The 24,448-nt window shown below is 68.7% G+C and carries 24 protein-coding genes; 8 read left to right on the top strand and 16 right to left on the bottom strand.

What is annotated here, in order from left to right; all coding sequences use genetic code 11:
* Nucleotides 1–54: 54 nt before the first annotated feature.
* Together ACFOMD_RS10590 and ACFOMD_RS10585 are read right to left on the bottom strand one after the other, a co-directional pair.
* A complete protein-coding gene (locus tag ACFOMD_RS10590) occupies nt 55–516 on the bottom strand; it encodes a MarR family winged helix-turn-helix transcriptional regulator (RefSeq protein ID WP_380861033.1) in 462 nt (153 codons plus the stop codon).
* A gap of 42 nt (nt 517–558) precedes the next feature.
* Entirely contained in the window at nt 559–1,797 is a 1,239-nt protein-coding gene (locus ACFOMD_RS10585; RefSeq protein WP_380861030.1) for an acyl-CoA dehydrogenase family protein, read from the bottom strand.
* Nucleotides 1,798–1,963: 166 nt separating this feature from the next.
* On the opposite strand from ACFOMD_RS10585, the gene ACFOMD_RS10580 reads away from it, so the two are divergent.
* From ACFOMD_RS10580 to ACFOMD_RS10570, 3 genes are read left to right on the top strand one after another with little or no spacing between them, the layout of a single operon-like run.
* Nucleotides 1,964–2,551, top strand: a complete 588-nt coding sequence (locus tag ACFOMD_RS10580; RefSeq protein WP_380861027.1) for a VOC family protein — start codon at nt 1,964–1,966, stop codon at nt 2,549–2,551.
* A 1-nt stretch (nt 2,552) separates the two neighbouring features.
* Nucleotides 2,553–3,698, top strand: coding sequence for an alpha/beta hydrolase (locus ACFOMD_RS10575; protein ID WP_380861024.1), 1,146 nt, complete (start codon nt 2,553–2,555; stop codon nt 3,696–3,698).
* Nucleotides 3,695–4,996 carry an MFS transporter gene (locus ACFOMD_RS10570; protein ID WP_380861021.1) on the top strand — a complete coding sequence of 434 codons (1,302 nt, stop codon included), beginning with the start codon at nt 3,695–3,697 and terminating at the stop codon, nt 4,994–4,996. Before ACFOMD_RS10575 ends, ACFOMD_RS10570 begins: the two co-directional genes overlap by 4 nt.
* Here ACFOMD_RS10570 and ACFOMD_RS10565 read toward each other — a convergent pair.
* The 5 genes from ACFOMD_RS10565 to ACFOMD_RS10545 form a co-directional block, all read right to left on the bottom strand.
* Nucleotides 4,993–6,513: an AMP-binding protein gene (locus tag ACFOMD_RS10565; RefSeq protein ID WP_380861018.1), complete on the bottom strand. Its 1,521-nt coding sequence runs from the start codon at nt 6,511–6,513 to the stop codon at nt 4,993–4,995. The genes ACFOMD_RS10570 and ACFOMD_RS10565 overlap by 4 nt on opposite strands.
* Before the next feature lie 127 nt (nt 6,514–6,640).
* The gene (locus tag ACFOMD_RS10560) at nt 6,641–7,462 is read right to left on the bottom strand and encodes a flagellin N-terminal helical domain-containing protein (protein ID WP_380861015.1); all 822 of its coding nucleotides are present in this window, start codon (nt 7,460–7,462) and stop codon (nt 6,641–6,643) included.
* 103 nt (nt 7,463–7,565) lie between these two features.
* Nucleotides 7,566–8,333: an SDR family oxidoreductase gene (locus tag ACFOMD_RS10555; RefSeq protein ID WP_380861012.1), complete on the bottom strand. Its 768-nt coding sequence runs from the start codon at nt 8,331–8,333 to the stop codon at nt 7,566–7,568.
* A gap of 78 nt (nt 8,334–8,411) precedes the next feature.
* Nucleotides 8,412–9,647, bottom strand: a complete 1,236-nt coding sequence (locus tag ACFOMD_RS10550) for an acetyl-CoA hydrolase/transferase family protein (protein ID WP_380861009.1) — start codon at nt 9,645–9,647, stop codon at nt 8,412–8,414.
* Nucleotides 9,648–10,103 (bottom strand): MarR family winged helix-turn-helix transcriptional regulator, encoded by a 456-nt coding sequence (locus ACFOMD_RS10545; protein ID WP_380861006.1) that lies wholly within the window; start codon nt 10,101–10,103, stop codon nt 9,648–9,650. It lies immediately after the preceding gene.
* A gap of 202 nt (nt 10,104–10,305) precedes the next feature.
* On the opposite strand from ACFOMD_RS10545, the gene ACFOMD_RS10540 reads away from it, so the two are divergent.
* From ACFOMD_RS10540 to ACFOMD_RS10530, 3 genes are all read left to right on the top strand, one after another.
* Nucleotides 10,306–11,277: an NAD(P)H-dependent flavin oxidoreductase gene (locus ACFOMD_RS10540; RefSeq protein ID WP_380861003.1), complete on the top strand. Its 972-nt coding sequence runs from the start codon at nt 10,306–10,308 to the stop codon at nt 11,275–11,277.
* Between the two features lie 68 nt (nt 11,278–11,345).
* Entirely contained in the window at nt 11,346–12,191 is an 846-nt protein-coding gene (locus ACFOMD_RS10535) for an HpcH/HpaI aldolase/citrate lyase family protein (RefSeq protein ID WP_380861000.1), read from the top strand.
* A gap of 31 nt (nt 12,192–12,222) precedes the next feature.
* Nucleotides 12,223–12,546 carry an alpha-hydroxy-acid oxidizing protein gene (locus tag ACFOMD_RS10530; RefSeq protein WP_380861046.1) on the top strand — a complete coding sequence of 108 codons (324 nt, stop codon included), beginning with the start codon at nt 12,223–12,225 and terminating at the stop codon, nt 12,544–12,546.
* On the opposite strand, the gene ACFOMD_RS10525 is transcribed toward ACFOMD_RS10530, so the two are convergent.
* From ACFOMD_RS10525 to ACFOMD_RS10495, 7 genes are all read right to left on the bottom strand, one after another.
* Nucleotides 12,543–13,553 carry an ABC transporter ATP-binding protein gene (locus ACFOMD_RS10525; protein WP_380860997.1) on the bottom strand — a complete coding sequence of 337 codons (1,011 nt, stop codon included), beginning with the start codon at nt 13,551–13,553 and terminating at the stop codon, nt 12,543–12,545. The genes ACFOMD_RS10530 and ACFOMD_RS10525 overlap by 4 nt on opposite strands.
* Nucleotides 13,550–15,076: an ABC transporter permease gene (locus ACFOMD_RS10520; RefSeq protein ID WP_380860994.1), complete on the bottom strand. Its 1,527-nt coding sequence runs from the start codon at nt 15,074–15,076 to the stop codon at nt 13,550–13,552. Before ACFOMD_RS10520 ends, ACFOMD_RS10525 begins: the two co-directional genes overlap by 4 nt.
* Before the next feature lie 71 nt (nt 15,077–15,147).
* The gene (locus tag ACFOMD_RS10515; RefSeq protein ID WP_380861044.1) at nt 15,148–16,206 is read right to left on the bottom strand and encodes an extracellular solute-binding protein; all 1,059 of its coding nucleotides are present in this window, start codon (nt 16,204–16,206) and stop codon (nt 15,148–15,150) included.
* Nucleotides 16,207–16,225: 19 nt separating this feature from the next.
* Nucleotides 16,226–16,831 (bottom strand): energy transducer TonB, encoded by a 606-nt coding sequence (locus ACFOMD_RS10510; protein ID WP_380860991.1) that lies wholly within the window; start codon nt 16,829–16,831, stop codon nt 16,226–16,228.
* Entirely contained in the window at nt 16,822–17,919 is a 1,098-nt protein-coding gene (locus ACFOMD_RS10505; protein ID WP_380860988.1) for an alpha-hydroxy acid oxidase, read from the bottom strand. The genes ACFOMD_RS10510 and ACFOMD_RS10505 overlap by 10 nt, the downstream gene beginning before the upstream one ends.
* A 1-nt stretch (nt 17,920) precedes the next feature.
* On the bottom strand, nt 17,921–18,601 hold the full coding sequence (locus tag ACFOMD_RS10500) for a Fe2+-dependent dioxygenase (RefSeq protein ID WP_380860985.1): 681 nt from the start codon (nt 18,599–18,601) through the stop codon (nt 17,921–17,923).
* A 53-nt stretch (nt 18,602–18,654) separates the two neighbouring features.
* Nucleotides 18,655–20,994, bottom strand: a complete 2,340-nt coding sequence (locus tag ACFOMD_RS10495; RefSeq protein WP_380860982.1) for a TonB-dependent receptor — start codon at nt 20,992–20,994, stop codon at nt 18,655–18,657.
* 107 nt (nt 20,995–21,101) lie between these two features.
* Here ACFOMD_RS10495 and ACFOMD_RS10490 point away from each other — a divergent pair, with 107 nt between their 5' ends.
* Nucleotides 21,102–21,884, top strand: coding sequence for a response regulator (locus tag ACFOMD_RS10490; RefSeq protein WP_380860979.1), 783 nt, complete (start codon nt 21,102–21,104; stop codon nt 21,882–21,884).
* Nucleotides 21,881–23,194, top strand: coding sequence for an ATP-binding protein (locus tag ACFOMD_RS10485; protein ID WP_380860976.1), 1,314 nt, complete (start codon nt 21,881–21,883; stop codon nt 23,192–23,194). Before ACFOMD_RS10490 ends, ACFOMD_RS10485 begins: the two co-directional genes overlap by 4 nt.
* On the opposite strand, the gene ACFOMD_RS10480 is transcribed toward ACFOMD_RS10485, so the two are convergent.
* Nucleotides 23,191–23,895, bottom strand: coding sequence for a Crp/Fnr family transcriptional regulator (locus ACFOMD_RS10480; RefSeq protein ID WP_380860973.1), 705 nt, complete (start codon nt 23,893–23,895; stop codon nt 23,191–23,193). The two genes, ACFOMD_RS10485 and ACFOMD_RS10480, sit on opposite strands and share 4 nt — an antisense overlap.
* Nucleotides 23,892–24,305: a group III truncated hemoglobin gene (locus tag ACFOMD_RS10475; RefSeq protein ID WP_380860971.1), complete on the bottom strand. Its 414-nt coding sequence runs from the start codon at nt 24,303–24,305 to the stop codon at nt 23,892–23,894. Before ACFOMD_RS10475 ends, ACFOMD_RS10480 begins: the two co-directional genes overlap by 4 nt.
* Nucleotides 24,306–24,448: the final 143 nt, after the last annotated feature.

Raw genomic sequence — 24,448 nt, 5'->3', positions numbered from 1 at the left:
ACAACAAGCCCACTGAGGGAATCCAAATTCGATTCAGAGGAAAATCATCCCGCTCTAGTCGCCGCGCAGCTTGATCGTTATCGGCGTTCCCCAATCGGCGACGAACGCGTCGCGCAGCGCCTGGACGGCGCGCTTGCCGACCCGCCGGGTCAGCTCGTCGGTCAGCTGGTCGACGATCTGTTTGGCATCGGCGCGCATGGCGTTGCCGCGCGCGGTCAGAACCACCTGCTTTACCCGGCCGTCGGCGGGGTCGTCCTCCAGCGCGAAGATATCGCGCTCGATCAGCGAATTGATCGTCGAATGCACCGCCTGCCGCGTGATGCGCAGGCTGCGCGCGATGTCGGCGGGGCGCACGATGCCCATCTGCACGTGCATCATCACCATCGATTCCGGCCGGGTCAGCGTGGGCTGGCCGCTGGCGACGAGGCTGCGCTGCAGGCTTTCGTCGAACCATTCGAAACCGCGGAGCAGCGGCACGATCAGATAGTCCGAGCGCTGGAAAGGTGTATCGCTCATCGCCGTGCTATGCGCTCCGAAGGCGGGGCTTGCCAAGTCCGGCTAGAGCAGCGCCGAATTGGGCGGCAGGCCGACGAGCGCGCGGCCGTGAAGCTCGGTCGCGACGTCCTGGTCGTAGACGATATGGCTCTGCATTACCTGCACGTCGCGCAGCATGCGCTGCAGCGGGTTCGACAGGCTGTGGACGCTCGACCCCACCGCCTCGCAGCAGGTGCGCACGGCTTCCACGCATTGCTGCACAGCGAAGGCGACCTGCGCGCGCAGGCGGATGCGCTCGATGGTCTGCTCCGGTTCGTCGAGCGCGCCGACGGCGATGTTCTCGCGGGCGACCGATCGGATGGCAAGCTCGGCCGAGCGGGCTAGGATGTCGGCGCGCGCCAGCCGCATCTGCGCCGCCGGCTTGTCGACCGAGGTCGAGGCGTTGCCCATCTTCACATGGCTCATCAGCCGTTCGCGGCACAGCTCGATGGCGCCGCGCGCCGCGCCTAAGGCCGGGAGCGAAGCGGTGACGCAGAGGTTGGGCAGCATCGGCGAGCCGTAGAGGCCGTGGCCATAGATGGCGCGGCCATTGCCGCGGCCCGAGCGCACCGGCCCGACCTTGAAGCCATAATCTTCAGCGACGAAATGGTCGGTGACGGCGATGTCGTTGCTGCCGGTCGCGGCCATGCCCGCCATCTGCCAGGTGTCGATGACGCGCGCGTCGGCGGCGGGCAGGATGAACATGCGCACGTCGGGTGGCGAGCCTTCGGGCACCGGCACCATCGCGTTCAGCATAACCCAGTCGGCGTGCATCACGCCCGATCCCCATTTCCAGCGCCCGGTCAGGCGGAAGCCGCCCTCGACCGGCTCGGCGCGGCCCGGCGGCGAGGCGCAGCTCGGCGCGATGACATAGGGGAAGCGGCCCCAGATCTCGGCCTGCGTCGCCTCGGGCAGTTGCGCGATCAGCCAGTTATGCTCGGCAGCGAAGCAGGCCGCCCAGGCGGTCGACGGGCAGGCCGTGGCGATGGCGAGCGTCGCGCTGATATAGGTATCGGGATCAAACTCGAGCCCGCCGAAGCGCTTCGGCACATAGGTGTAGAAATAGCCGCTGGCGCGGATCGCGTTCCACACCGCATCGACCGGCCGGCGCAGCCGCTCCGCTTCCTCGGCATGTTCGGCGACGAGCGGTTTCAGCGTCGCCATCCGGCGGACCAGCTCATCAGGCGTCAGCGCCGCCAGCTCGGCGGCGGAGAGATAGTCGTCGCCTGCCGGAATACGGCGGTCGGCCAGCGGTTCGCTCATCTCGCTCACTCCCCAATGCTTTTGCCCGGATTGTCGCTCGCGCAAGAATTATGTCAATATATTTGACGATGATCGTGATACGATTTTCGTAAATATATTTGACAATCAACGGATCGCGGCGTTCAATCCGGCCAACGCCCGGAACAGGGTTAGCGGGAGAGATGCCATGGCCGATACGCCGCCGGCGGTGCCCCTTCGCGGGATTCACCACAACGCCTTTCGGTGCCGCGATGCGGCACAGACGCGCTGGTTCTATGAAGAGGTGCTAGGGCTGAAGGCCGCGGCCGGGCTGGTCATCGACACCGTGCCGGGCACCAACGCCGAGACGCCCTACATGCACATCTTCTTCGAGCTGGGCGACGGCAACTACGTCGCCTTCTTCGACTCGCCGTTCGACGCTGACGCCAACTGGTTCGATGCCAAGAACAGCTTCGACATGCACATCGCCATCGAGGCGGCGTCGAAGGACGACATGCTGGCAATGCAGGCGCGCATCAACGCGATGGGCGTCAAATGCTACGGCCCGATCGACCATGGCTTCGTCGAGTCCGTCTACATGTACGACCCGAACGGCATCCAGGTGGAGATCACCAGTCGCACCCCCGACCATGCGAAAATCATGGCAGCGGAAAGCGCGCATCTCGACGATGTGATGGCCGCCTGGAACGAGCGGACTCGCGCGATGAAGGAAGAGATGTTCGGCGCGGACTCGCTCAGGAATTGCGGCAGCCGCTGGCCGGTGAAGGCGCACTGACGTGGCGGTCGAGAAAATCCCCTACCTCGTGGTGTTCGAGGAACGCGCGACCTTCAAGGACACCTATGGCGGCGTGCCCGGCCGGGTCGCTATCGAATGCCTCCATCTGAAGCCCGACACGCCGTCGGACACGGTGGTGATCTTCTCCCACCCGATCGGCGGCGGCGCCTGGCTGCCGCTGCCGCTTGCACTGGCGAAGGCGGGCATCCACGTCATCTATGCCAACACCCGCTATCGCGGGAACGACACCGCGCTGATTATGGAAAAATGCGCGCTCGATTTCGGCGCGGCGATCCGCGACGCGAAGGAGCGGCTCGGCTATGACCGCGTCATCCTCGGCGGCTGGTCGGGCGGCGGCGCACTGTCGCTGTTCTATCAAGCGGAAGCGGAGGACCCACGCGTTACCGCGACGCCCGCCGGCGATCCGGTCAATCTCGTAGAGGCAGGACTGGTGAAGGCTGACGGCATCGCGCTGCTCGCCGCGCATCTGTCGCGCAACCGCACACTCACCGAATGGATCGACCCGTCGATCACCGACGAGAGCCGGCCGTTCGACCGCGAGCCGTCGCTCAACATCTACGATCCCGCCAATCCGGCGCAGCCGCCCTATGATGCGGCGTTCGTCGCCCGCTATCGCGAGGCGCAGATCGCCCGCAACCGGCGCATCACTGCCTGGGCGAAGGCCGAGCTCGCGAAGATCGAGTCGGGGCCGCACCCCGGTGACGAGCGCGGCTTCACCACGCACGGCACCATGGCCGACCCGCGCTTCATCGACGCGACCCTGGAGCCGAGCGAGCGCAAGCCCAACTGGTGCATGCTCGGCGATCCGCGGCAGGCCAACGACGGCCCGACCGGCCTCGCGCGCTTCTCGACCTTGCGCAGCTGGCTGTCGCAATGGTCGTACGACGACAGCAACGCCGATGGCATTCGCTGCGCCGCGCGGGTCAGCGTGCCGTTGCTGGTGATCGAGCATGGCGCCGACGATGCCTGCACGCCGAGCCATGCCGCGCGGCTGATGGCGGCGGCGAAGCGGTCACCACAGACGCATCATGTCATCCCCGGCGCCGAACATTATCTGATCGGCCAGCCGGACAAGGCGAAGGAAGGCGTGCGGCTGTTTGGCGATTGGCTAAAGGCGGCGTTTTGAGCTCGGTTTCCGGCGAGCGCCCGGCGCTCGGCTACAGCTATTACGTCGTCATCCTGCTGATGGTCGCCTACATGCTGTCGTTTCTCGACCGCGTGCTGATCAGCCTGCTCGTCGAGCCGATCCGCACCGAGTTCGGCCTTGGCGACACGCAGATCGGGCTGCTCGTCGGCTTCGGCTTCGTGCTGTTCTACACGATCCTCGGTATTCCGTTCGGGTCGGCGGCCGACCGTACCAACCGGCGCAACCTGATCGTGCTGGGGCTGGTCGGCTGGAGCCTCGCCACCGCGGGCAGCGGCCTCGTCGCCGGCTTTGGCGGGTTGCTGTTGATGCGCGCGTTGGTCGGCGTCGGCGAGGCGACCTTGTCGCCCGCCGCGCTGTCGACGATCGCCGATCGCTTTCCGCCCGAACGGCTGGGCTTTGCGATCTCGATCTATTCGTCGGGCGTGGTGCTCGGCGGCGGTATCGCAATGGGCTTCGGCGGCATGATCGCCGAATGGGCGGCGCGGACCAGCGTCGCCATTCCCGGCTGGGGGCTGCTCGAAGGCTGGCGGCTGGCGATGCTGCTGGTCGGGCTGCTCGGTTTGCCGCTGGCGCTGTTGCTGCTGACCACGATGCGCGAAGCGCCGCGCAGTACCCGCCGCGAAGACGTGCCGGGGCTCGGCGAAGTCATCGCCACGATGCGCCGGCAGGCGGCGGCCTTCTCGACCGTGTTCGTCGGCTACGGCTGCTCGGTGATCTCCGCCTATATCCCGTTGCTCTGGGCGCCGGCGCTGCTGGCGCGCGAACATGGCATGGCGCCGGGCGAGATCGGCCTCGCGCTTGCCGTCATCGTCGGCGTTTGCGGCCTCGCCGGCGTATTGACCGGCGGTGCGCTCTCCGACCGGCTGGCGCGGCGCGGCTATGCGCATGCGCCGATCCTGCTGGTGCTGGCGACCCTGCCGCCGCAGATTCTCGCGCTCGGCGCCGCTTATCTGTCGGAGGATGCGCGACAGGTGGTGATCCTCCTCGGCCTCGGCACCTTCCTGTCGTCGATCCTCGGCGGGCTGCAGGCGACGACGGTGCAACTGCTCGCGCCGCCGTCGATGCGCGGCCGCGCGATGGCGATCTACCTGCTGGTCGTCACCATCCTCGGCATGGGCCTCGGGCCGCTGGTCATCGGCCTGCTCAGCGACCATGTATTCGGCGCGCTGCCGGCCTCGCTGGCAACGGTGTCGACGGTGGCGCTGACGCTCGCCGCGATCATCCTGTGGTTCGGGCGCGGCGCGGTCGAGCGCGCGATCATCGCCAACCGAAGTTAGCCCTCGGCGGCAACGGCCTCGGCGCGCAGCTCGCGCTTCAGGATCTTGCCCGCCGCCGACCGCGGCAACGGCTCGCGCCGGAAATCGAAGCTCTTCGGCACCTTGTAGCGGGCAATGCGCTGGCGGCAGAAATCGGCGAGTTCGGCCGTGTCGGGCGGCGCGGCACCATCGGCCAGCGTGATGATCGCATGCACCCGCTCGCCCCATTCGGCATCGGGCACGCCGACCACCGCCACCTCGGCCACCGCCGGATGCCAGCTCAGCGCATTCTCGACCTCGATCGAATAGACATTCTCCGCCGCCGACACGATCATGTCCTTCAGCCGGTCGGTGATGGTGATGTAGCCGTTCGCGTCCATGCGGCCGGCGTCGCGGGTGTGGATCCAGCCGCCGCGCAGCACGTCGGCGGTCTCCTCGGGCCGGTTCCAGTATCCCATCATCACGTTGTCGCCGCGCCCGACGATCTCGCCGACCTCGCCCGCCGGGCATTCGGCGCCGCTCTCGTCGACGATGCGGATGTCATAGCCGAAGCAGGTCCGCCCGCAGCTGCCGAGCTTCGCCGCGTCGCCCGACGCATGATCTTCAGGCGTCAGGATGGTGGCGGCGGGAAACTCGGTCTGGCCATAGCCCTGGCAGAAGCCGGCGTTGGGGAAGCGCGCGCGCGCCGCCGCCTGCGACCCCGAGGTCATCGGCGCGCCGCCATAGCCGAGAATGCGCAGCGCCTCGAAGCTGCGGCCCTGCGAGCGTGGCGACGACACCATGCGTTCGATGATCGTCGGCACGGTGAAGCAATGCGTCACGCCATATGCGGCGAAGTCGTCGAGCATCTGGTCGGCGTCGAGCTGCCGGCGAAAGACGTGCGTGCCGCCCGCCATCGTGCCGAACAGGGTGCCGATATCGGCGAGGTGGAACATCGGCGCGGCGTGGAACAGCACGTCGCCCTCGCGGAAATCGATATGTGCGAGCAGGTTCGACGCCATCGCGGTGAGGTTGCCGTGGCTGAGCATCACCCCCTTGGGCAGGCCGGTGGTGCCGCCGGTGTAGAAGATGCCGGCGAGGTCGGTTGGCGCCGCCACTTCGGCGATCGGCGCGGCGGCCTCGATCAGCGCGCTGACGCTGCCCTCGGCGTGGCCGTCCAGCGCCACGATCGCCGATACTGCGCCTTCGGCGAGCAACGCCTGCGCGGTTGTCTCATATTCGGCGCTGAACAGCAGCAGGCCGACGCCGGCATCCTGCAGCTGGAACGCGAGCTCCGGCAGCGCCAGCCGGGTATTGAGCGGCACGGTCACGCCGGCGGCCCAGGGAATGGCGAACCAGATTTCGAAAAAGGCGGTGCTGTTGTTGGCGAGGACGGCGACGCGGTCGCCGGGGGTCAATCCCTTCGCCGTCAGCGCGGCGGCGAGGCGGGCGATGCGGTTGCCCGTTTCGCCCCAGCGGCGCTGTCCCGTCTCGTCGACGGTAGCGAGCCGAGCGGCGGATATGCGCGCCGCTTTCGCGATCGCTTGGCTGATTCGCATCCCCACCCCGGAAACTCGTGAACTTTATTGACATAAATCAGGTCAATCGGGGCGCGTCAACGTAAACAAAGGGAAGCCCCGCCGTGTTGCCACGGCGGGGCTGAAAAGCGGGAGAGAGGTGCGCCGCTTAGCGGAGCAGGCTCATCACGCCCTGGGCGCTCTGGTTGGCCTGGGCGAGCATCGCCGTCGAGGCCTGGCTGAGCACCTGCGCCTTCGCCAGCTTGGTCGTCTCCGACGAGAAGTCGGCGTCTTCAATCCGCGAGCGGGCGTCGGAAAGGTTGGTGACGTTGTTGGTCAGGTTGTTGACCACCGACTCCAGGCGGCTCTGGCCGGCGCCGAGCGTGGCGCGGGTGCTGTTGACCGCATCGAGCAGCCCGTCGACGTTGGTGATCGTCGTGCCGGCAAGGGCGGCCGTGTTCACGTCGAAGCCGGTCGCCGTCAGGTTGGTGGCGAGGATGCCCTTCACCGTCAGCGTGACCTTGTCGGTCGACGCCGAACCTGTCTGCACGTCGACGGTGACGTTTGCCGCGGTCTTGCTGAACAGCGTGACGCCGTTGAACTTGGTGTTGGTCAGCACGTCGTCGATCTGGAGGCGCAGCTCATCGACTTCGGCGTCGAGGTTGGCGCGGTCGGTGGTGCTGTAGGTGCCCGACGAAGACTGGACGGCCAGCTCGCGAACCCGCTGCAGCATGTTCGACACTTCGCCGAGCGCGCCTTCAGCTGTCTGCGCCAGCGAGATGCCGTCGTTCGAGTTGCGGATCGCCTGGCTCATGCCGCGGATCTGCGAGGTCATCGAGGAGGCGATGGCGAGGCCGGCGGCGTCGTCCTTCGCCGAGTTGATGCGCTTGCCGGTCGACAGGCGCTCCATCGCCGTGCCCAGTTCCTTGTTCGCGACGCGGCTCCCGTTCTGGGCCCGCAGCGCAGCGGTATTGGTGTTGATGACGGTCATGGTCTGATCCCTTCGGTGAGGTATGAAACTCGGTACGGGTTCAGTAACGGCCGGCGTCGCGGGAGCTTTAACAGCCCTTCTTTCAATGCGTGTTGCGCAGGGCTCAGACCTCGGCAGAACCGCCGTCGCAAGGGATGGTGGCGCCGGTCGTGTAGCTGCCCGCGCGCGACGCGAGGAAGATTGCCACGCCGGCGATATCCTCGGGCTCGCCGGTGCGGCCGAGCGGGTTCTGCGCGCGGATGGCGTCGCCATGCTTCGCCAGCGTCGCCGCCATCATCTGGCTGGGAAAAGGACCGGGCGCGATGGCATTGACGAGGATATGCTCGGCGGCCAGCCGTTTCGCCATGTGCCGGGTCAGCATGATGCAGCCGGCCTTCGACGAGGAATAGGCGTAGGTTTCGAGCGCCGGCGGCTCGATGCCGTTGACCGAGGCGATGTTGATGACGCGCGCCGGAGCATCGGCTTTCGCCGATTGGCGCAGCAGTGGCAGCAGCTTCTGCGTCATGAAGAACGGCGCCTTCATGTTGAGGTCGACCACCTTGTCCCAGCCGTCCTCGGGATAGTCGTCGATCGGCGCGCCCCAGGCGGCGCCGGCGTTGTTGACCAGTACGTCGAGCTTGCTCTCGCGCGCGGTGAGCGCCGCCGCCAGCGCCTCGATGCCGGCCAGGCTGCCAACATCGGCGGGCAGCGAATGGCAGGCGCCGTAGGCCGACAGCTCCTCGGCGAGGCTGTCGCAGACCTCGGCCTTGCGCGACGAGATGTAGACGGTGGCGCCGTTTTCGACGAAACCGCGCGCGATCATCTCGCCGATGCCGCGGCTGCCGCCGGTGACCAGCACGACCTTGCCGCGCACGTCGAACAATTGCTTCATGTCATTCTCCTGTGGCCAGCGGCGTCGCGGCCAGTAAGGCGGCTTCGCCGAAGCGCGGCAACTGGCATTGAAGGGGGCTCAGAAGCGCCCCGGCTCGTCGCGCCAGGCGCGAGCGAGCTCCTCGCGATGATCGGGGGCGGCAATGGTGATCAGCGCCGCGGCGCGGTCGTCGTAACTCCTGCCACGCAGGTCGGCGGCACCATGCTCGGTGACGACGATGTCGATATCGGCGCGCCCCAGCGACACCGGCCCGCGACCGGCGCCGGGCACGATGATGCGGCTGCTGCCCTTGGCGGTCGACGGCAGGGTGACGACGCGCAAGCCGCCTGCTGCCAGCGCGCCGCGCGCGAAGTCGCCCGCGCCGCCGGTGCCCGAGGCCCAACCGCCGGGGCCGACCTCGGCATAGGCCTGGCCGAACAGGTCGACATCGAGCGCCGAGTTGATCGCGACAAAATTGGGGAGCGCCGCCAGCACCGGCAACGCGTGGGTATAGGACACCGGCCGGAAGACGATCCCGCTGCCCGGCAGCGCGTCGTAGAGCCGCGTCGATCCCACAGCGACACCAGCGGTGATGTGCGCGCCCCCTTCGATGGCGCCCGCTTCGAGCAAGTCGAGCACGCCATCGCCGATCAGCCCCGAATGGACGCGCAGCCGCCGCCGGTCGGCGAGCGAGCGCAGAATGGTGCCGGGCAGCTTGCCCAGGCCCGCTTGCAACGTCGCGCCGTCGCCGACGAAGGGTGCGAGGTGTGCAGCGATGGCGGTGCTGACCGGGTCGGGCGCGGGATCGGGCGCCTCGACGATCGGCGTCGCGGCCTCGACGGCGTAGTGGATTTCGCGCAGCGGAATGCCGGTCGGCCCGGCGGTGCGCGGCAGGTTCGGGTTGATCTGCGCGATGCGCACGCCGACCTGCGGCCACAGCTCGGCGAGGAAATCGACGGTGGGGCCGAAGCTGCACAGGCCGGTCGCGTCGGGCGGCGACACCTGAAAGATCGCGGCGTCGATCTTGGTGCGGCGCAGCCGGTCGAGGATCGCGCTGTAGTTGATCGGCAGGAACACGACCTGCGCGCCCGCGGCCTTCAGCTCAGGTGTCATGAAATAGGTGGTAAAGCGGCAGCGCGGATTGGCGAGCCAGCTGGCGCGGTTGACGCCAGGGAGCTGAATGCCCGTGAAGCCGACGGCGCCGATCGCGTCGCCCGCGCTCATCACCTCGGCGGCCAGCAGATCGGAGGCGCCGGTACAGCCTTGCACCAGCACCGTGCTCGCATCGGCGAGCAATGCGGCGAGCCGGTGGTCGCCGGGCACGAACCGGATCATCTATGCGACAGTCGAAGCACGTCCCCGGCGCTCGTCGTGTGCGCCGAGCGGCTGGACGGCCGGTGCTTCCTTCAGCGCGGCGCGGACATTGTTCTTCACGCGAAGCAGCACATCGGCGGCGGCGTTCATCTCATCGGTGGAGACGTCATCGAAAAGCATGGCGTCGAGGTCATCGGCGACATGCTTGACGCGTTCGAGCACCTCGTAGCCCTTGTCGGTGATGAACACCCGCTTGACCCGGCGATCCGTCTTGTCGGGTTGGCGGTAGACCAGGCCCGACTCTTCGAGCCGGTCGATCAGACCGCCGACACTGACCTTGCCGGTCTCGAGCAGCTTTGCCAGCTCGGTCTGGGCCATGCCTTCCTCAGGGTGCCGCGAAATATTGTCGATCATGCCCCACTGCGCGCGCGTCAGTCCCAGCGGCTTCAACGCCTGGTCGAAGAACGTGCGCCGCATGCGCGAGATGTCGTGGATTAGAAAACCAAATTTTGAATGAGGCGATAGGGGGCGCATGCGTACATTCCTTTGCGTACTATACGCTATCACATTGTATCGAGTGGCGGTCAACATGGATGCATCCGGCTCTCACCTCTCTTTCTTGGCTGTACCAATTGGTCGACGCCGCGGGAGATAAGGGGCGGGAGAGGGAGAGGGCATCATGAAAACGCGCATCACCGATCTGCTCGGCATCGAGCATCCGATCGTTCAGGGCGGCATGCAGTGGGTCGGCACCGCCGAACTCGCCTCCGCCGTGTCGAACGCCGGCGGCCTTGGCATCCTCACCGCGCTGACGCAGCCGAGCCCGCAGGCGCTGCGCGACGAGATCGAGCGCTGCAAGGCGATGACCGACAAGCCGTTCGGCGTGAACGTCACCGTGTTCCCGACGATCAACCCGCCCGACTACAAGGGCTATGCGCAGGCCATCGTGGACGGCGGCGTCAAGATCGTCGAGACGGCAGGCACCCCGGCGGTGTCGGAGATCTGGGAGATCGTGAAGCCGGCGGGCGCCGTCATCCTCCACAAATGCACCAGCGTTCGCCACGCGCTGTCCGCCGAGCGCAAGGGCGTCGACGCCATCTCGATCGACGGCTTCGAATGCGCCGGCCATCCGGGCGAGGACGACATCCCCGGCCTGATCCTCATTCCGGCCGCCGCCAACCAGGTGAAGATCCCGATCCTCGCCTCGGGCGGCTTCGGCGACGGGCGCGGCCTTGTCGCGGCGCTGGCTTTGGGCGCCGACGGCATCAACATGGGCACCCGCTTCTGCGCGACGGTCGAGGCGCCGATCCACGACGCGTTCAAGCAGGCGATGGTGGCGAACGACGAGCGCGCCACCGACCTTATTTTCCGCAGCTACCGCAACACCGCCCGCGTCGCGCGCAACGGCATCAGCCAGGCGGTGGTCGCCGCCGAGAAGGAAGGCAAGCCCTTCGCCGAGGTCGCCGACCTGGTGAAAGGCGTGCGCGGCCGCGAGGGGCTGCAGACCGGCGACATCGAACATGGCATCTGGTCGGCCGGCATGGTGCAGGGCCTCATTCAGGACGTGCCGACGGTGAAGCAGTTGCTTGACCGCATCATGGCCGATGCCGATGCGATCATCGCCCAGCGGCTGGCGGGGATGCGCGCCTAGCTTCGGCATGGCGTTGGCGGCGGCGGGGCTTTATGCCTGACGCCGGTTGAAACCGGAGCCGCTGAGCCATGACCCTGCCCGACCGTCCGCGCCGTTCGGTGCTGTACATGCCGGCATCGAACCCGCGCGCGCTGGAAAAGGCGCGCAGCCTCGGTTGCGACGCGGTGATCCTCGATCTCGAGGATGCGGTCGCACCCGATGCGAAGGAAGCGGCGCGCGCCGCGGCGGTGGCGGCGGTGCGCGAGGGCGGCTTCGGGCGCCGCGAGCTGGCGATCCGCGTCAACGGCTTCGGCACCCCCTGGATGGCCGACGATTTCGCCGCCGCTGTCGCCGCGCGGCCCAACGCGATCGTCGTGCCGAAGGTCGATAGCGAAGCGCAGGCGGTGGAAGCGGTGCGGCTCGCCTACGGTATCCCGGTCTGGGCGATGATCGAATCGCCGAAATCGCTGATCGCGGTCGAGCGCATCGCCGCGGTCGAGGGCGTCACCGCGCTGATCGCCGGCATGGCCGACTTCGCCAAGGATCTGCGTGCCAAGCCGGGGCGGGACCGGCTGGAACTGATGTACGCGTTGCAGCGCATGTTGGTCGCCGCGCGCGCTGCCGGCATCGTCGCGCTAGACGGCATCCATGCCGACATCCCCGATCTCGACGCGCTCGACATAGCTTGCAAGCAGGGCGCGGCGATGGGCTTCGACGGCAAGACGCTCGTTCATCCCAACCAGATCGAGGCTGCCAACCGTGCCTATTCGCCCGACCCCGCGGCCATTGCGGAGGCCGAGGGGCTGATCGCCGCGTTTGAGGCAGGCCAGGCGGAAGGCAAAGGCGTCACCACCTACAACGGCCGCATGGTCGAGGTGCTGCACGTCGCCGAGGCCCGGCGGCTGCTAGCCTTCGCCGAGGCGACGCGCGGATAGCGCGAAGGGAGCGCTCGACCGCGCCTGCAACATCGCCGACCTGCGCCGCCTGCTGCCGCGGCCGATCTTCAACTATATCGACGGCGGCGCCGACGACGAGGTGACACTTCGCCGGAACAGCGACGCGTTCGCCGACTATGAACTGGTGCCCGACATTCTCGTCGATGTGTCGCAGCACCGCGACACGGCTGTTTGGCGGGCGGTGGCACAGCCGCTGATGCTGGCGCCGACCGGGCTCACCCGCATGTTTCACGGCGATGCCGAACCCGCGGTGGCACGGGCAGCGGCGCGGCGCGGCCTCACCGCCGAGTTCGTCGCTCGCTGCAAGGCAGCAGGATCTTCGAACGCACCCTAGGCGGGCAGAAGGCGTACCATGTCGGCCGGCGCTTCGACGGCGATCGCGTCGCCGGCCGCGCCGCGGGGCTGCCCGGTCCACATCATGAGGCGCTGACCGGCGGCATCGAGCTCGACGGCGAACGTCGCGCCGACGAAGCGCGATGACAGGATCGTCGCGTTCGCCTTTCCGGCGCCGACGCGAAGATGCTGCGGCCGCACGATGACGGCGGTCGCGCCGGCGGGCGACGGGAAGCTTCCGATCGGCGTCGACAGCACGCCATCCTTTGCCACGCCGGCGATGACATTGGCCTCGCCGAGCAGCCGGGCTGCGGCGACCGACGCGGGCTCGCGATAACAATGTTCGGGTGTGCCCTGCTGCAGCACGCGCCCGCCCGCCATCAGCACCAGCTGGTCGGCCATGCGCATGGCGTCGTCGGCATCATGCGTAACGCACAGCACTGCCGTACCGCTCGCGCGCAGCATGTCGAACACGCTGTCGCGCAGTGCGCCGCGCAGATGCGCGTCGAGGCCGGAGAAGGGCTCGTCCATCAGCAGAACGGCGGGCTCGCGCGCTAGTGCCCGGGCGATCGCCACGCGCTGCTGCTCGCCGCCGGACAGGGTGTGCGGATAGGCAGTGGCGCGGTGCGCGATCTGCAGATGGTCGAGCAGCGCCGCCACACGGTCGCGCCGCGCGGCGGCGGGAAGATCGGCCAGGCCGAAGCCGATGTTGGCCGCGACATCGAGGTGCGGAAACAGCGCATAGTCCTGGAACACCAGCCCGACGCGCCGCGCTTCGGGCGCAACGGTGGCACCGGTCGCCGACAGCGTCCGGCCGCCGCTGACGATCGCGCCGGCATCGACCGGCTCGAGCCCTGCGATCAGGCGGAGCAGCGTGCTCTTGCCGCAGCCCGAGGGGCCGAGCAGACAAGTCACGCGCCCGGCCTCGATGGTCAGCGACACCGCATCGACGGCGGCAACCGCGCCATATTGTTTCGACACGGACTGAACGGTGAGCGCGGCGGTCATGCGGGCTGCGCTACATGGCCGGGGCGCGACAAGGCAATGCGGCGGGTCAGCCACATCACCGCCGGCAGCGACAGCGCAAGGATGGCGAGCGACGGCCAGCCGGCCTGGGCGAGCCGCTCGTCGAGCGCATAATTGCTCGCCATCACCGCCAGCGTCTCAAAGTTGAACGGCCGCAGGATCAGCGTGGCGGGAAGCTCCTTCAGCACGTCGATGAAGATGATCAGCATCGCGGTCAGCATCGCCCCGCGCGCCACCGGCACTTGCACCGCAGCGGCGGTCGCCATCTCGCCGCGGCCGAGCGTGCGCGCCGCGTCGATCATCGCGGGCGAAACGCGCTGCAGCCCGGCGTCGATCGGCTCCAGCGCCGCCGCCATCAGGCGCGCGGCATAGGCGTAGACGAGGAGCGCGATGCCGGCGACGAGGCTCGATCCGGCGGGCGTGTGCCGCCACAGCAAGGCGGCGGGCACGAGCAGCCCAAGCGCCATCGCCGCGCCCGGCGTCGCATAGCCGAGACTGGCGACGCGCACCGCCGCCGGCCAGTTGCGCGCGCCGATTGCCAGCGCGGTGGCGAGGCCCACCGTCACCACCGCGGCGATTCCACCGAGCAGCAGACTGTGCAGCCCGGCGCGGATCAGCCGATCGACCTCAGGGGTGATGTCGATGGCGTTCCACAGCATCCAGCCGACCGGCAGCAAGAGGCCGGCGGTCAGCAGCAGCGCGCAGAAGCCGGTCGCGGCGGCGGCCTTGAGGCCGGTGAGGCAATGCCTGGGCAGCGGCCGCCAGCGCGCGCGGCCGCCCTGGTGCGACCGGCCGCGGCGCGCAGCCCGCTCAACCCACAGCAGCAGCGCGGCGGCGGCGAGCAGCGGCAGCGCGAAGCGGGCGGCGCTGGCGGTCGATCCATAGACCGACCAGGCGCGCACCACGCCGGTGGTGAGCGTCTGGACGCTGAGGAATTGCGCGGCGCCATAGTCGGCGAGCGTCTCCATCACCGCCAGCGCGACACCGGCGGCGAGCGCCGGGCGCGCGACGGGCAGCGCCACGGCGCGAAAGCTGCTCATCGGCGAGGCGCCGAGCGTGCGTGCCGCCTCCAGCGCGTCGAGCGGCTGCGCGAGGAAGGCGGCGCGCATCGCCAGATAGACATAGGGGTAGAAGGCGCAGGTGAAGACGAAGGCGGCGCCCGCCATATTGTGCATCTCGATCGGCAGGTCGAAGCCGAAGCCGTCGCGCAGCGCAAAGCGCAACGGCCCCCCGACATCGAACAGGCTGGCATAGGCATAGGCCAGCACGAAGGCGGGCGCCGCCAGCGGCAGCGCCAGCGCCCAGGCGAACCAGCGGCGCCCGGGAAACTCATGCATCACCACCAGCCAGGCGGCGATCGTGCCGGCGACCGCGGTGGTCGCGCCGACGATCAGCGCGAGCAGTGCCGACGTCGCGGCATAGCGCGCGACATCGCGCGCCGCGATCGCCGCCGATCCTTCAGCCAGCGCTGCCATCACCACGCCGATCAGCGGCGCGACGGCCACAAGGGCCGCGGCCCCCGCCAGGATCGGCAGGGGCCGCAGGTGACGTGACAGAGGCAGGCGGGAAGACGCGGTTAGCGCCACCCGGCCTCGCTCATCATCGTCTGCGCTTCGGGCTGACGCGCTGCGAACGCCGCCGCCGACATCGGGTTGGCGGTAAAGTTGGCGTAGGCGTCGACCGGCGCCGGCGCGGGAACGTCGGGCGAGGCCGGATATTCATTGTTGTTCGCCGCGATATGCGCTTGCGTCTCCGCCGAGGCGAAGAATTCGAGCAGCTTGATCGCGTTCGCCTTGTTCGGCGCGTTGGCGGCAACGCCGCCGCCCGAGATGTTGACGTGCGCGCCCTTGCCGTCGAGGCTCGGGAAGCCGAGCGCGACCTTCTCGATCACCTTGCGGTCGGCGGCATCATCGCCGCTCGCCATGCGGATATAATAATAGCTGTTGGTGATCGCGACTTCGCAGACGCCCGCCGCAACGGCGCGGATCTGGTCGCGGTCGCCGCCCTCGGGCGGGCGCGCCATGTTGGTGACGATGCCGCGCGACCATTCGCCGGCCTTCTCCGCGCCCCACGCCTCGATCAGCGCGCCGACGAGCGAGAGGTTGTAGACGCTGTCCGACGAGCGGACGCAGATTTTGCCCTTGAAGCGCGGCGTCGCGAGCTTCTCGTAGCTGTCGATCTCCTCCGGCTTCACCTTCGCCTTGTCGTAGGCGACGATGCGGGCCCGGCGGGTGAAGCCGTACCAGTTGCCGGCCGGCTCGCGCAGGTTGGCGGGGACGCGCGCGTCGAGCGTCGCCGACTGCACCGGCTGGAACAGCCCTTCCTTCTGCGCGCGCCACAGCGCGCCGGCATCGGCGGTGATGAATACGTCCGCCGGGCTGGTGGCGCCCTCGCTCTTCATGCGCGCGACCAGCTCGTCGGCGCGGCCTTCGATCCGGTTGATCTTGATGCCGGTCTCCTGGGTGAAGCGCTCATAGAGCGGCAGGTCGCTGTCATAGTGACGCGCCGTATAGAGGTTCACCTCCTTCGAGCCCGCGCCCTCGGTCGCGGCGGCATCGCCCTTGGTTTCCTCGCCGCCCGAGCAGGCGGCAAGCACGAGGGCGGATATCGCCGTCACGGCAAAACGAAGCTTCATCACGCGCGTCTCCTCTGCATTATCCGGTCAGTATGAAAGGGATCTCGACGACGCCGCGCACCTGCACGGGGCGGCCGTTGCGAACGGTCGGCAACCAGCGCCAGCGGCGGACGGCGGCAAGCGCCACCTCGTCGAGCCGGCGGTGCCCGCTGGTCCGGGCGATCTCGATCTCGGCGACGCGGCCGTCCTCACCGAGCAGCAGGCTCAGCATCACGGTGCCCTGTTCCCGCCGCCGCCGCGATTCGAGCGGATAGCGCGGCGCCGTGGCGCTCAGTGTCGTCGCCGACAGGTCGCCGGTGGCAATCGTCGCGGGGGCCGGCGGCGCGGGTCGCGGTGGCGGACTCACCGATGGCAGCTCGGGCGGGGGCGGGGATTCGGCGACCACGAACGGCGATGGCGGTACGGCGACGATGACGACCGGCGGCGGCACGTAGATCAGCGGCGGGGGCGGCAGGTCGGGCTCGACGGGCGCGGGCGGCTCCTCGGCCGCAACGGGCAGCAGGTCGACGACCAGCGGCATCTGCAGTTCCTGCAGCATCGGCGCTGCCCTCTGCGCGATCAGCAGCAGCAACAGCGCGATATGCGCCGCGATCACCGTGCTCAGGACCGGCAGGTTCAGCTGCATCGGCGCAGTGCGTCCGTATCGATGGCGGCAAGTGTCGGGCAGCCGGTCAATGCCATCGCCACCTCGAGTTCGGCGCGCAGGATACGCAGCACATGCGCGACGCCGACGGCGCCCGCGGCGGCAAGGCCATAGACGAACGGCCGGCCGACCAGCACGGCGCGCGCGCCCAGCGCCAACGTCTTGAAGATGTCGGTGCCGCTGCGGATGCCGCCATCGACGAGCACCGGCACCTGGCCGCCAACCGCCGCGACGATCTCCGGCAGCGCCGCGATCGTGGCCGGCTGCGAGTCCAGGGTGCGCCCACCGTGGTTGGAGACGATGATGCCGTCGATGCCGGCGGCGACCGCCCGCCGTGCATCGTCGCCGTCCATGATGCCCTTCACGAGGATCGGCAGCCGGGTGAGCGTGCGCAGCCAGGCGAGGTCTTCCCAGCGCGGCGCGGCGTCGAGCAGTGGCGTGCCGAGCAGCAGTGCGTCGGCGGCGGCGCGCGGCGGCGGGGCGAGGCCGCGCAGATTGACCGCTTCGATGCCGGGCGGGAAGGCGAAACCGGCGCGCTGCTCGGCGTCACGGCGGCCGCTGGTCGGCGCATCGACGGTGACGACGATCGCGGCGTAGCCGGCGGCCTCGGCACGGGCGACCAGCGCGCGGGTGAAGTCGCGGTCGTGCTGGATATAGAGCTGGAACCACAGGGGTGTGGACGCGGCGGCGGCGATATCCTCGATGGCGACGCTCGCCTGAGTGCTCACCACCATGCCCGCCTGCAAGGCGGAAGCCGCCACCGCCGCCGCCAGCTCGCCGTCAGGGTGCGCGAGTTTCTGGAAAGCGACCGGTGCCAGCAGGATTGGCGCGGCGAGGCGCGTGCCGAACAGGTCGATCGCCGTGCTGCCGCCCGACAGGTTGCGCAGCACGCGGGTGCGCAACTGCCAGCGCGCAAAGCCGGAGCGGTTCTCGGCCACCGTCGATTCGTCGCCGGCGCCGGCGGTCAGATAGGCCCAGCTCCCCGCGTCGAGCCGCTCGCGCGCCAGCCCCTCATAGTCGTCGACCGAGGCGACGGTCGGCGGAATCTCGCTGAGCGGCGGCAGCGCCATCTCAGGTGTCCGCCCAGTCGCGCAGCAAATTGTGGTAGAGGCCGGTCAGCCGCACGATCTCGGGGCTGTCGGGCAGTTGCGCGGTCAGCGCCTGGATGGTCTCGTCGAGCTCGAACATCATCGCGCGGCGATGCGTGTCGCGCACCAGGCTCTGCACCCAGAAGAAAGCGGCATAGCGCGCGCCCCGCGTCACTGGCGTCACCTCGTGTACCGAGGTCGCGGGATAGAGGAGGAGGTGCCCGGCGGGCAGCTTCACCCGTTCGCGGCTGAGGCCGAATTCGGCGACCAGCTCGCCGCCGTCATATTCGTCGGGGTCGCTCAGGAACAGCGTCGCGGACAGGTCGCTGCGCACCCGCTCGCGCAGGCCCGGCACCGCGAAGATCGCGCTGTCGATGTGGCGGCCATAGGCGCCCGCGCCGGTGTAAAGGTTGAAGCGCGGCGGCAGCACGCGCAGCGGCAGGGCGGCGGCGATGAAGCGCGGCGCCGCCGACAGCCGGTCGACGATGGCGTTGCCGAGCTCGGCGCCGAGCGGATCGTCGGCACCCAGTTGCAGATTGGCCTTGGCGCGCGCCGCGAGATGGCCGGCGGTGCCTCCGCCGTCGCGCCACTCGGCGGCTGCCAGCCGCGCCCGAACCGCGGCGACTTCCGCCGGCGACAGCACGGCCGGGATCTCGATCAGCATCGCACTCGTCTCCTGTCGCCGGGCCACCGGCCCGGCGACGCGGAAAGGCGCCGTCAGAAGCGGAAGCCGGCGCTCAGCAGCCAGGATCGCGGCGCGCCCAGCGACGCACGGCTGCCGTTCCAGTTCGTGGTAAGGGCATATTTCTTGTTGAAGACGTTGTCGATATTGAGACGCAGATCGATGTTCTCGGTCACCGGGTAGGACAGCAGCGTGTTGACCACGGTGTAGCTCGGCAGCTTGCCGTAGCGGCTGTTCGGAATGATACGCAGCGCATCGTCCGGACGGCCGAGGAAGCGCGAGCCGCTGTGCTGCAGGCCGGCGCCGACGGTGAGGCCGAACGGCAGCTCGTAGCTGGTCCACAAGGTGGCCGAGAAATTCGGCGTGAAAGCAAGGCGGTCGCCGTCGGTGCGGGTGGCGGTACCATAGTCGCCGGCGCCGCTGTTACCGAGGCGACGCGCGGCATCGAGCGCGGCGCTGATCTGGCGCTCGCTGTCCATGATCAGCATCCCGCCGAAGATATTCCACGCCTCGGTCACCTGGCCGGTGGCGCTCAGCTCGAGCCCCTGCACCACCTGCTTATGATAGCCCTGAAGCGTATCGACGGTCTGGCCGGTTCGGCGACCGACCACCGGCACGCTGCTACGCTCGGTGCGGAACAGCGCGGCGTTGGTCGAGAGGGCACCGCCGAGGAAGTCCCACTTCACGCCCACCTCGTAATTCTCCGAGCGTGACGGGCGGGCGTTCGGCACGAAGCCCGGGAAGGCGTTGTCGCCGGTGCGCGAGATGTCGGGGTTGGAGAGGAACGAGCCCGGCGGCAGTGCCGAGGTGCCGAACGAGGCATAGACGCTGCCGGTCTCGACCGGCTTGTAGACAAGGCCGATCTTGCTGTTCCACGAGAATTTCTCGCGGCTGAAGGCGCCTGCGGCACCCGTCGGCACGCCGGCAGCGGTGAGGCTGTCGATATCGACCTTGTAGTTCTCGCCGCGGATGCCGGCGGTCACCTCGAATTGCTCCGACAGTTCGATGGTGTCGTAGAAATAGAAGGCGATGGTATCGACATCGACGTTCGCGGTCTCGGTGACGACGAACGGCGCGCCGGCGACACGGTTCGGGTTCGGGTTGAACAGCGGGGTCGAACCCGGTGCCGGGACGGCGGCGCCGAAGCGCGGGGCCGACGACTTCTCGTTGGTCAGCTCGAGGCCCGCCGAGATGCGGTGGGTGATGCCGCCGAGATCGACGCTAGCCGCGAGGTTGGTGGTGTTGCTGATCGTCTTGTTGCGGCGATCGTAGAAGGCGACGCCGGTCGGCACCGCCAGCGTCGCCGGCGTGAAGCCGGTCGGCGAGGTGAAGCGCGACGTGCGGTCGACGCGCGTCCAGCGGGTCTGGTTGCTGAGCGTCACGCCCTCCGAGAGATCATATTCCAGCCGGCCGAGCAGCGCGTCGGCGGTCGCGTCGTCAAAATCGCTGGCCAGGCCATAGAAGCCATCGCGCGGCGCACCGGCGGTCAGCGGATTATAGGCCGCCGACGGATCGAACGAGGTCTTGCGCACGGTGGCGCCGGGGACGCCCCAGTCGGGCCGGTCGTCGCGCTCGAGATGCTCCCACGACAGCGTGGCGCGGAATCCGGTGCCGACGCCGAAGGCCACGCTCGGCGCGAGGCCCCACAGCTTGTTGCGCGCCAGCTCGCGGCCGGCGACGCCGCTGTCCTCGATCACGGCGTTGACGCGGATCGCAGCGCTGTCGCTGATCGGCTGGTTGATGTCGACCGAACCGCGCTTGCGCGACTTGCTGTCATACTGGTCGAAGCCATAGCTGAGGTCGGCGGCGATGAACGGATCGAGCGTCGGCTTCTTGGTGTTGATGTTGACGTAGCCGCCGGCGCTGCCGCGGCCGTTGTCGGCGGCGGCGCCCTTCACGACTTCCACCGATTCAACGTTGAACACGTCGCGGGCGTAGCTGCCCGAGTCGCGCGAATTATCGATGAACACGCTGCCGCTGGTGTCGAAGCCGCGCAGGGTGAAGTTATTGGTCGAGGTGCCGAAGCCATTCTCGCCGGCATCGAAGCTGATGCCCGGCGTGTTGCGCAGCACATCGGCGAGGGTGCGGGCGCCGCGGTCGCGGATCACTTCCTGCGGGATCACGCTGATCGTCTGCGGCGTATCGAGCAGCGGCGCGGTGCCCTTGTCCGACGATACCTCGCCGCGGTTGTAGCTGTCGTCGATCGCGGTGTCGGTGACGGTGACGCCGCCGAGGCGGGTCGGAGTGTCGGCGGTGCCGCTGTCCTGCGCAGCGGCCGGGGCGGCGGCGATCAGGCAGCCCAGCGCAAGCAGCGCGCTCGGCGAGGTGAGGGTCGGGTTGCGGATGGCGCGGGTGGCGGAAGGCTGGGTGCTCACTTTACGGATATCCCCCGGTAATGATAATCAGTCGCAGGCGAACTGATCGTCGTCATCGGGCTTGTCAACGCGCCGACCTGCTGCTCGAACCGAGGCAAAGATTTGTTATGTTGCAGCAATATTCGAGCAACAAATCGCCCGCCGAAGGTCCCCCGACCACCAGCGACCTGCCGGCCGGCGGGCCGGTGATTCTGGTGGTCGACGACGATGCCGGCATGCGCACCGCGCTCTCGAAGATCCTGCGCGCCAACGGCTTTCGCGCGCTCACCGCCGCCAACCATCACGAGATGGCGGAGCGGCTGGCGACGGACCCGGTCGACATGATCCTGCTCGACGTGATGATGCCGGGCCGCGGCGGCTTCGACATCTGCCGCGACCTGCGCCAGGTCGACGGCAGCGACACGCCGGTCATCATGATCAGCGCGCGTGGGGAGGAGGCCGACCGCGTCGCCGGGCTCGAACTTGGCGCCGACGACTATATCGCCAAGCCGTTTGGGCGAAGCGAGCTGCTGGCGCGCATCCGCGCGGTGCTGCGTCGTGGGCGGCTGACCGGCGAGGCCGAGGTCCGCCGTGCCGAGCGGCTGAACTTCCGCGACTGGACGGTCGATCTGCGCCGCCGCGAACTCTACGCGGGCTCGGGTGCGCGCATCGACCTGTCGGGTGCCGAATATGATCTGCTGATCGCGCTGCTCGAAAATGCGCAGAACGTCATCGGCCGCGAGGCGCTGCTCGAACTGTCGCGTGCCCGGCTCGCCGGCTCGTCCGACCGCAGCGTTGATGTGCTGGTCTGCCGCCTGCGCCGCAAGCTCGGCGACGATGAGGCGCGCGAGCTGATCCGCACCGTGCGCGGCGTCGGCTATATTTTCGTCGAACCGGTCACCCGCGCTTGAGCCGCCGCCTGCGCTGGCCCGATGGGCTGGGCGGTCGCATCCGGCTCGTGCTTCTCGCCGCGCTGCTGCTGCAGTTCGTCGGCGGCGAGCTGATCTTCCGCCACTTCGAGGCCGCGCGCATCCAGCGCGAGCGCGCCGAACGCGTCGCCGGGCGGTTGACGGTCGCCGAACGGCTGCTGGTGCGCATTGCGCCCGACCGCCGCGCCGAACTCGCCGCCGACCTCTGGCGCGACCCCTTCGTCGTGCGCTGGCAGGCGGCGGCTGCCGCCGATGAAGACGGGTCGTCCTCCGCCTCGGTGGAGGACGTGCGACAACTGATGCTCGACCGGCGACCGGGCCTCGCCGAGAACGGATTACGCCTCAGCCGCGCCGACAGCCGCGTGATGGAAGGCAGCCTGCGCCTTGACGACGGCAGCTGGCTGATCTTCCGCTCTTCCGACAATTTCGGCGGCACCTCGGCGCTCTATCATTATGCGGCATCGGTGCTGCTGCTGCTCGCCTGCGCGGCGCTGGTCGCCTCGCTGCTGGCGCGGATGATCAACCGGCCGCTGCGCCTGCTGGTGCAGGCCGCCGACGCCGCCGGCCGGGAGGAGCCGCTGCCGCTTGGCGCCACCGCGTCGAGCCCGGTGGAGGTGCGGCAGGTCGAGATCGCCTTCCACGCGATGCAGGCGCGGCTGCTCGAGCTGGTGCGCGAGCGCGTCCACTCGCTCGCCGCCGTCTCGCACGACCTGCGCACCCCGCTCTCGCGCCTACGGCTTCAAGCGTCGATGATCGACGACGACGAGGCGCGCACCGCGATCGAGCATTCGCTCGACGAGATGGAGGCATTCATCGCCTCGATCCTCGACTATCTGCGCGGCGACGAGCCGGAGCCCGATCAGCTCGCCGATGTCGCCTCGATCGTCGCGACCGTCATCGACGATGCGCATGATCTGGGCGGCGAGGTCGATTTCGCGGGGCCACGCAAGCTGGAGGCGGTCACCCAGCCCCTGAAGCTCAAGCGCGCCATCGCCAATGTCGTGAACAACGCCGTCCGTCACGCCGGCGGCGCGCGGGTCACGTTGGCCAAGGCGGGCGACAAGCTGACGATCACCGTCGATGACGAAGGCCCGGGCATCCCTGCGGAAATGCTCAATGCCGCCACCGAGCCCTTCTTCCGCATCGAAACCTCGCGCAACCGTGGCACCGGTGGCGTCGGGCTCGGCCTCGCGATCACCCGCCGTCTGGTCGACCAGCTCGGTGGCACGCTTTCGCTCAGCAACCGAGAAGCTGGCGGCCTCAGCGTCACGCTGCGTTTGCCGAACGCCTAGGTGGCTTCGGCCATCGCCTCCAGCAGGTCGGGTCGCAACAGGGTGACCTCGCGAATACTCGGCAACGCGATGACGCCGGCGCTCTTCAACCGGGTCATCTGCCGGCTCACCGTCTCGATGGTGAGGCCGAGTACATCGGCGATCTGGCCGCGGGTCAGCGGCAGCACATAGGTCTGCGGGCCGTCGCTGCGGCCGGTGCAACCCTCGGGGCGCAGCCGTTCGGCGATGTTGAGGAGGAAACTCGCCACCTTCTCCTCGGCGCTCTTGCGCCCGAGCAGCAGCATCCACTGCCGGGTGCGATCGAGCTCAGCCATGGTGCGCTCGAGCAGGTCGCGTTCCAGCTTCTGGAAATCATTCAACGCCGCCTCGAAACCGGCGCGCGGGAAGACGCAGAGGTCGGCGTCGGTCAGCGCGGTGCAGTCATAGTCGACGCGCACCGCGAACAGCCGGCCGAGGAAATCGGCTGGGTAGAGCAGCCCGACGATCTGCTCGCGCCCATCCGCGGTCGAGGTCGACAGCTTCAGCACCCCATCGACGACATTGGCGAACACCAGGCTGTCATCGCCGGCAAACTGCAGCGTCTGGCCCTTCGCCAGCCGCTGGCGACGGCCGATGCGGTTGAGGCGGCTGAGTTCGTCATCGTTCAGCGACGCGCACAGCGCGGATTCGCGGACGGCACAATCGGCGCAAGCGTGGTTCACCGGCCTGCCTCCAGCCGGTTGCGATAGAAGTTGATGCCCAGTGAAAGGCTCTCGGCGATGCGGGTTGCCTTTTCCTGTAGCGCGCGGGCGGCGGCGGGCGCGACCAGCTCGTCGGTCGTCTCGCGCCACAACGCCAGCCAGCGCTCGAGCGCCGCCGGCGTGATCGACGCCGCATGCCGGATATGCGCGGGCATCGGCCGGCCCTTGTAGCGGCCGCTGGTGAACATCACTGACGACCAGAAGGCCTTCAGATCGCCGAGGTGCACCGGCCAGTCGTGGATCGCGCCGTCGAAGATCGGCGCGAGCATCTCGTCCGACCGAACGCGGGCGTAGAAAGCCTCGACGATGCGGTCGATATCTGCCTCGTCGAGCGGCGATGCCGGCTGAAGGGAGCGAAGCGGAATCGTCATCGCGGGAGACCATCGACGATGCCCCCCGATCGTGCAACGCCGCGCAACGCCGCGCAACGCCGTAGCCGCCGGCTCTTCGGGGCGGCATTGTTGTCGACGAATTTTACAGTCGCGTGGCAAGCCCGCCGTTAACCATCCATATT

Source organism: Sphingoaurantiacus capsulatus, assembly GCF_042648405.1.
Classification (GTDB): domain Bacteria; phylum Pseudomonadota; class Alphaproteobacteria; order Sphingomonadales; family Sphingomonadaceae; genus Sphingoaurantiacus; species Sphingoaurantiacus capsulatus.
Note: the sequence above shows the minus strand (reverse complement) of the source record. Positions and strands in the feature narration are given on the sequence as shown.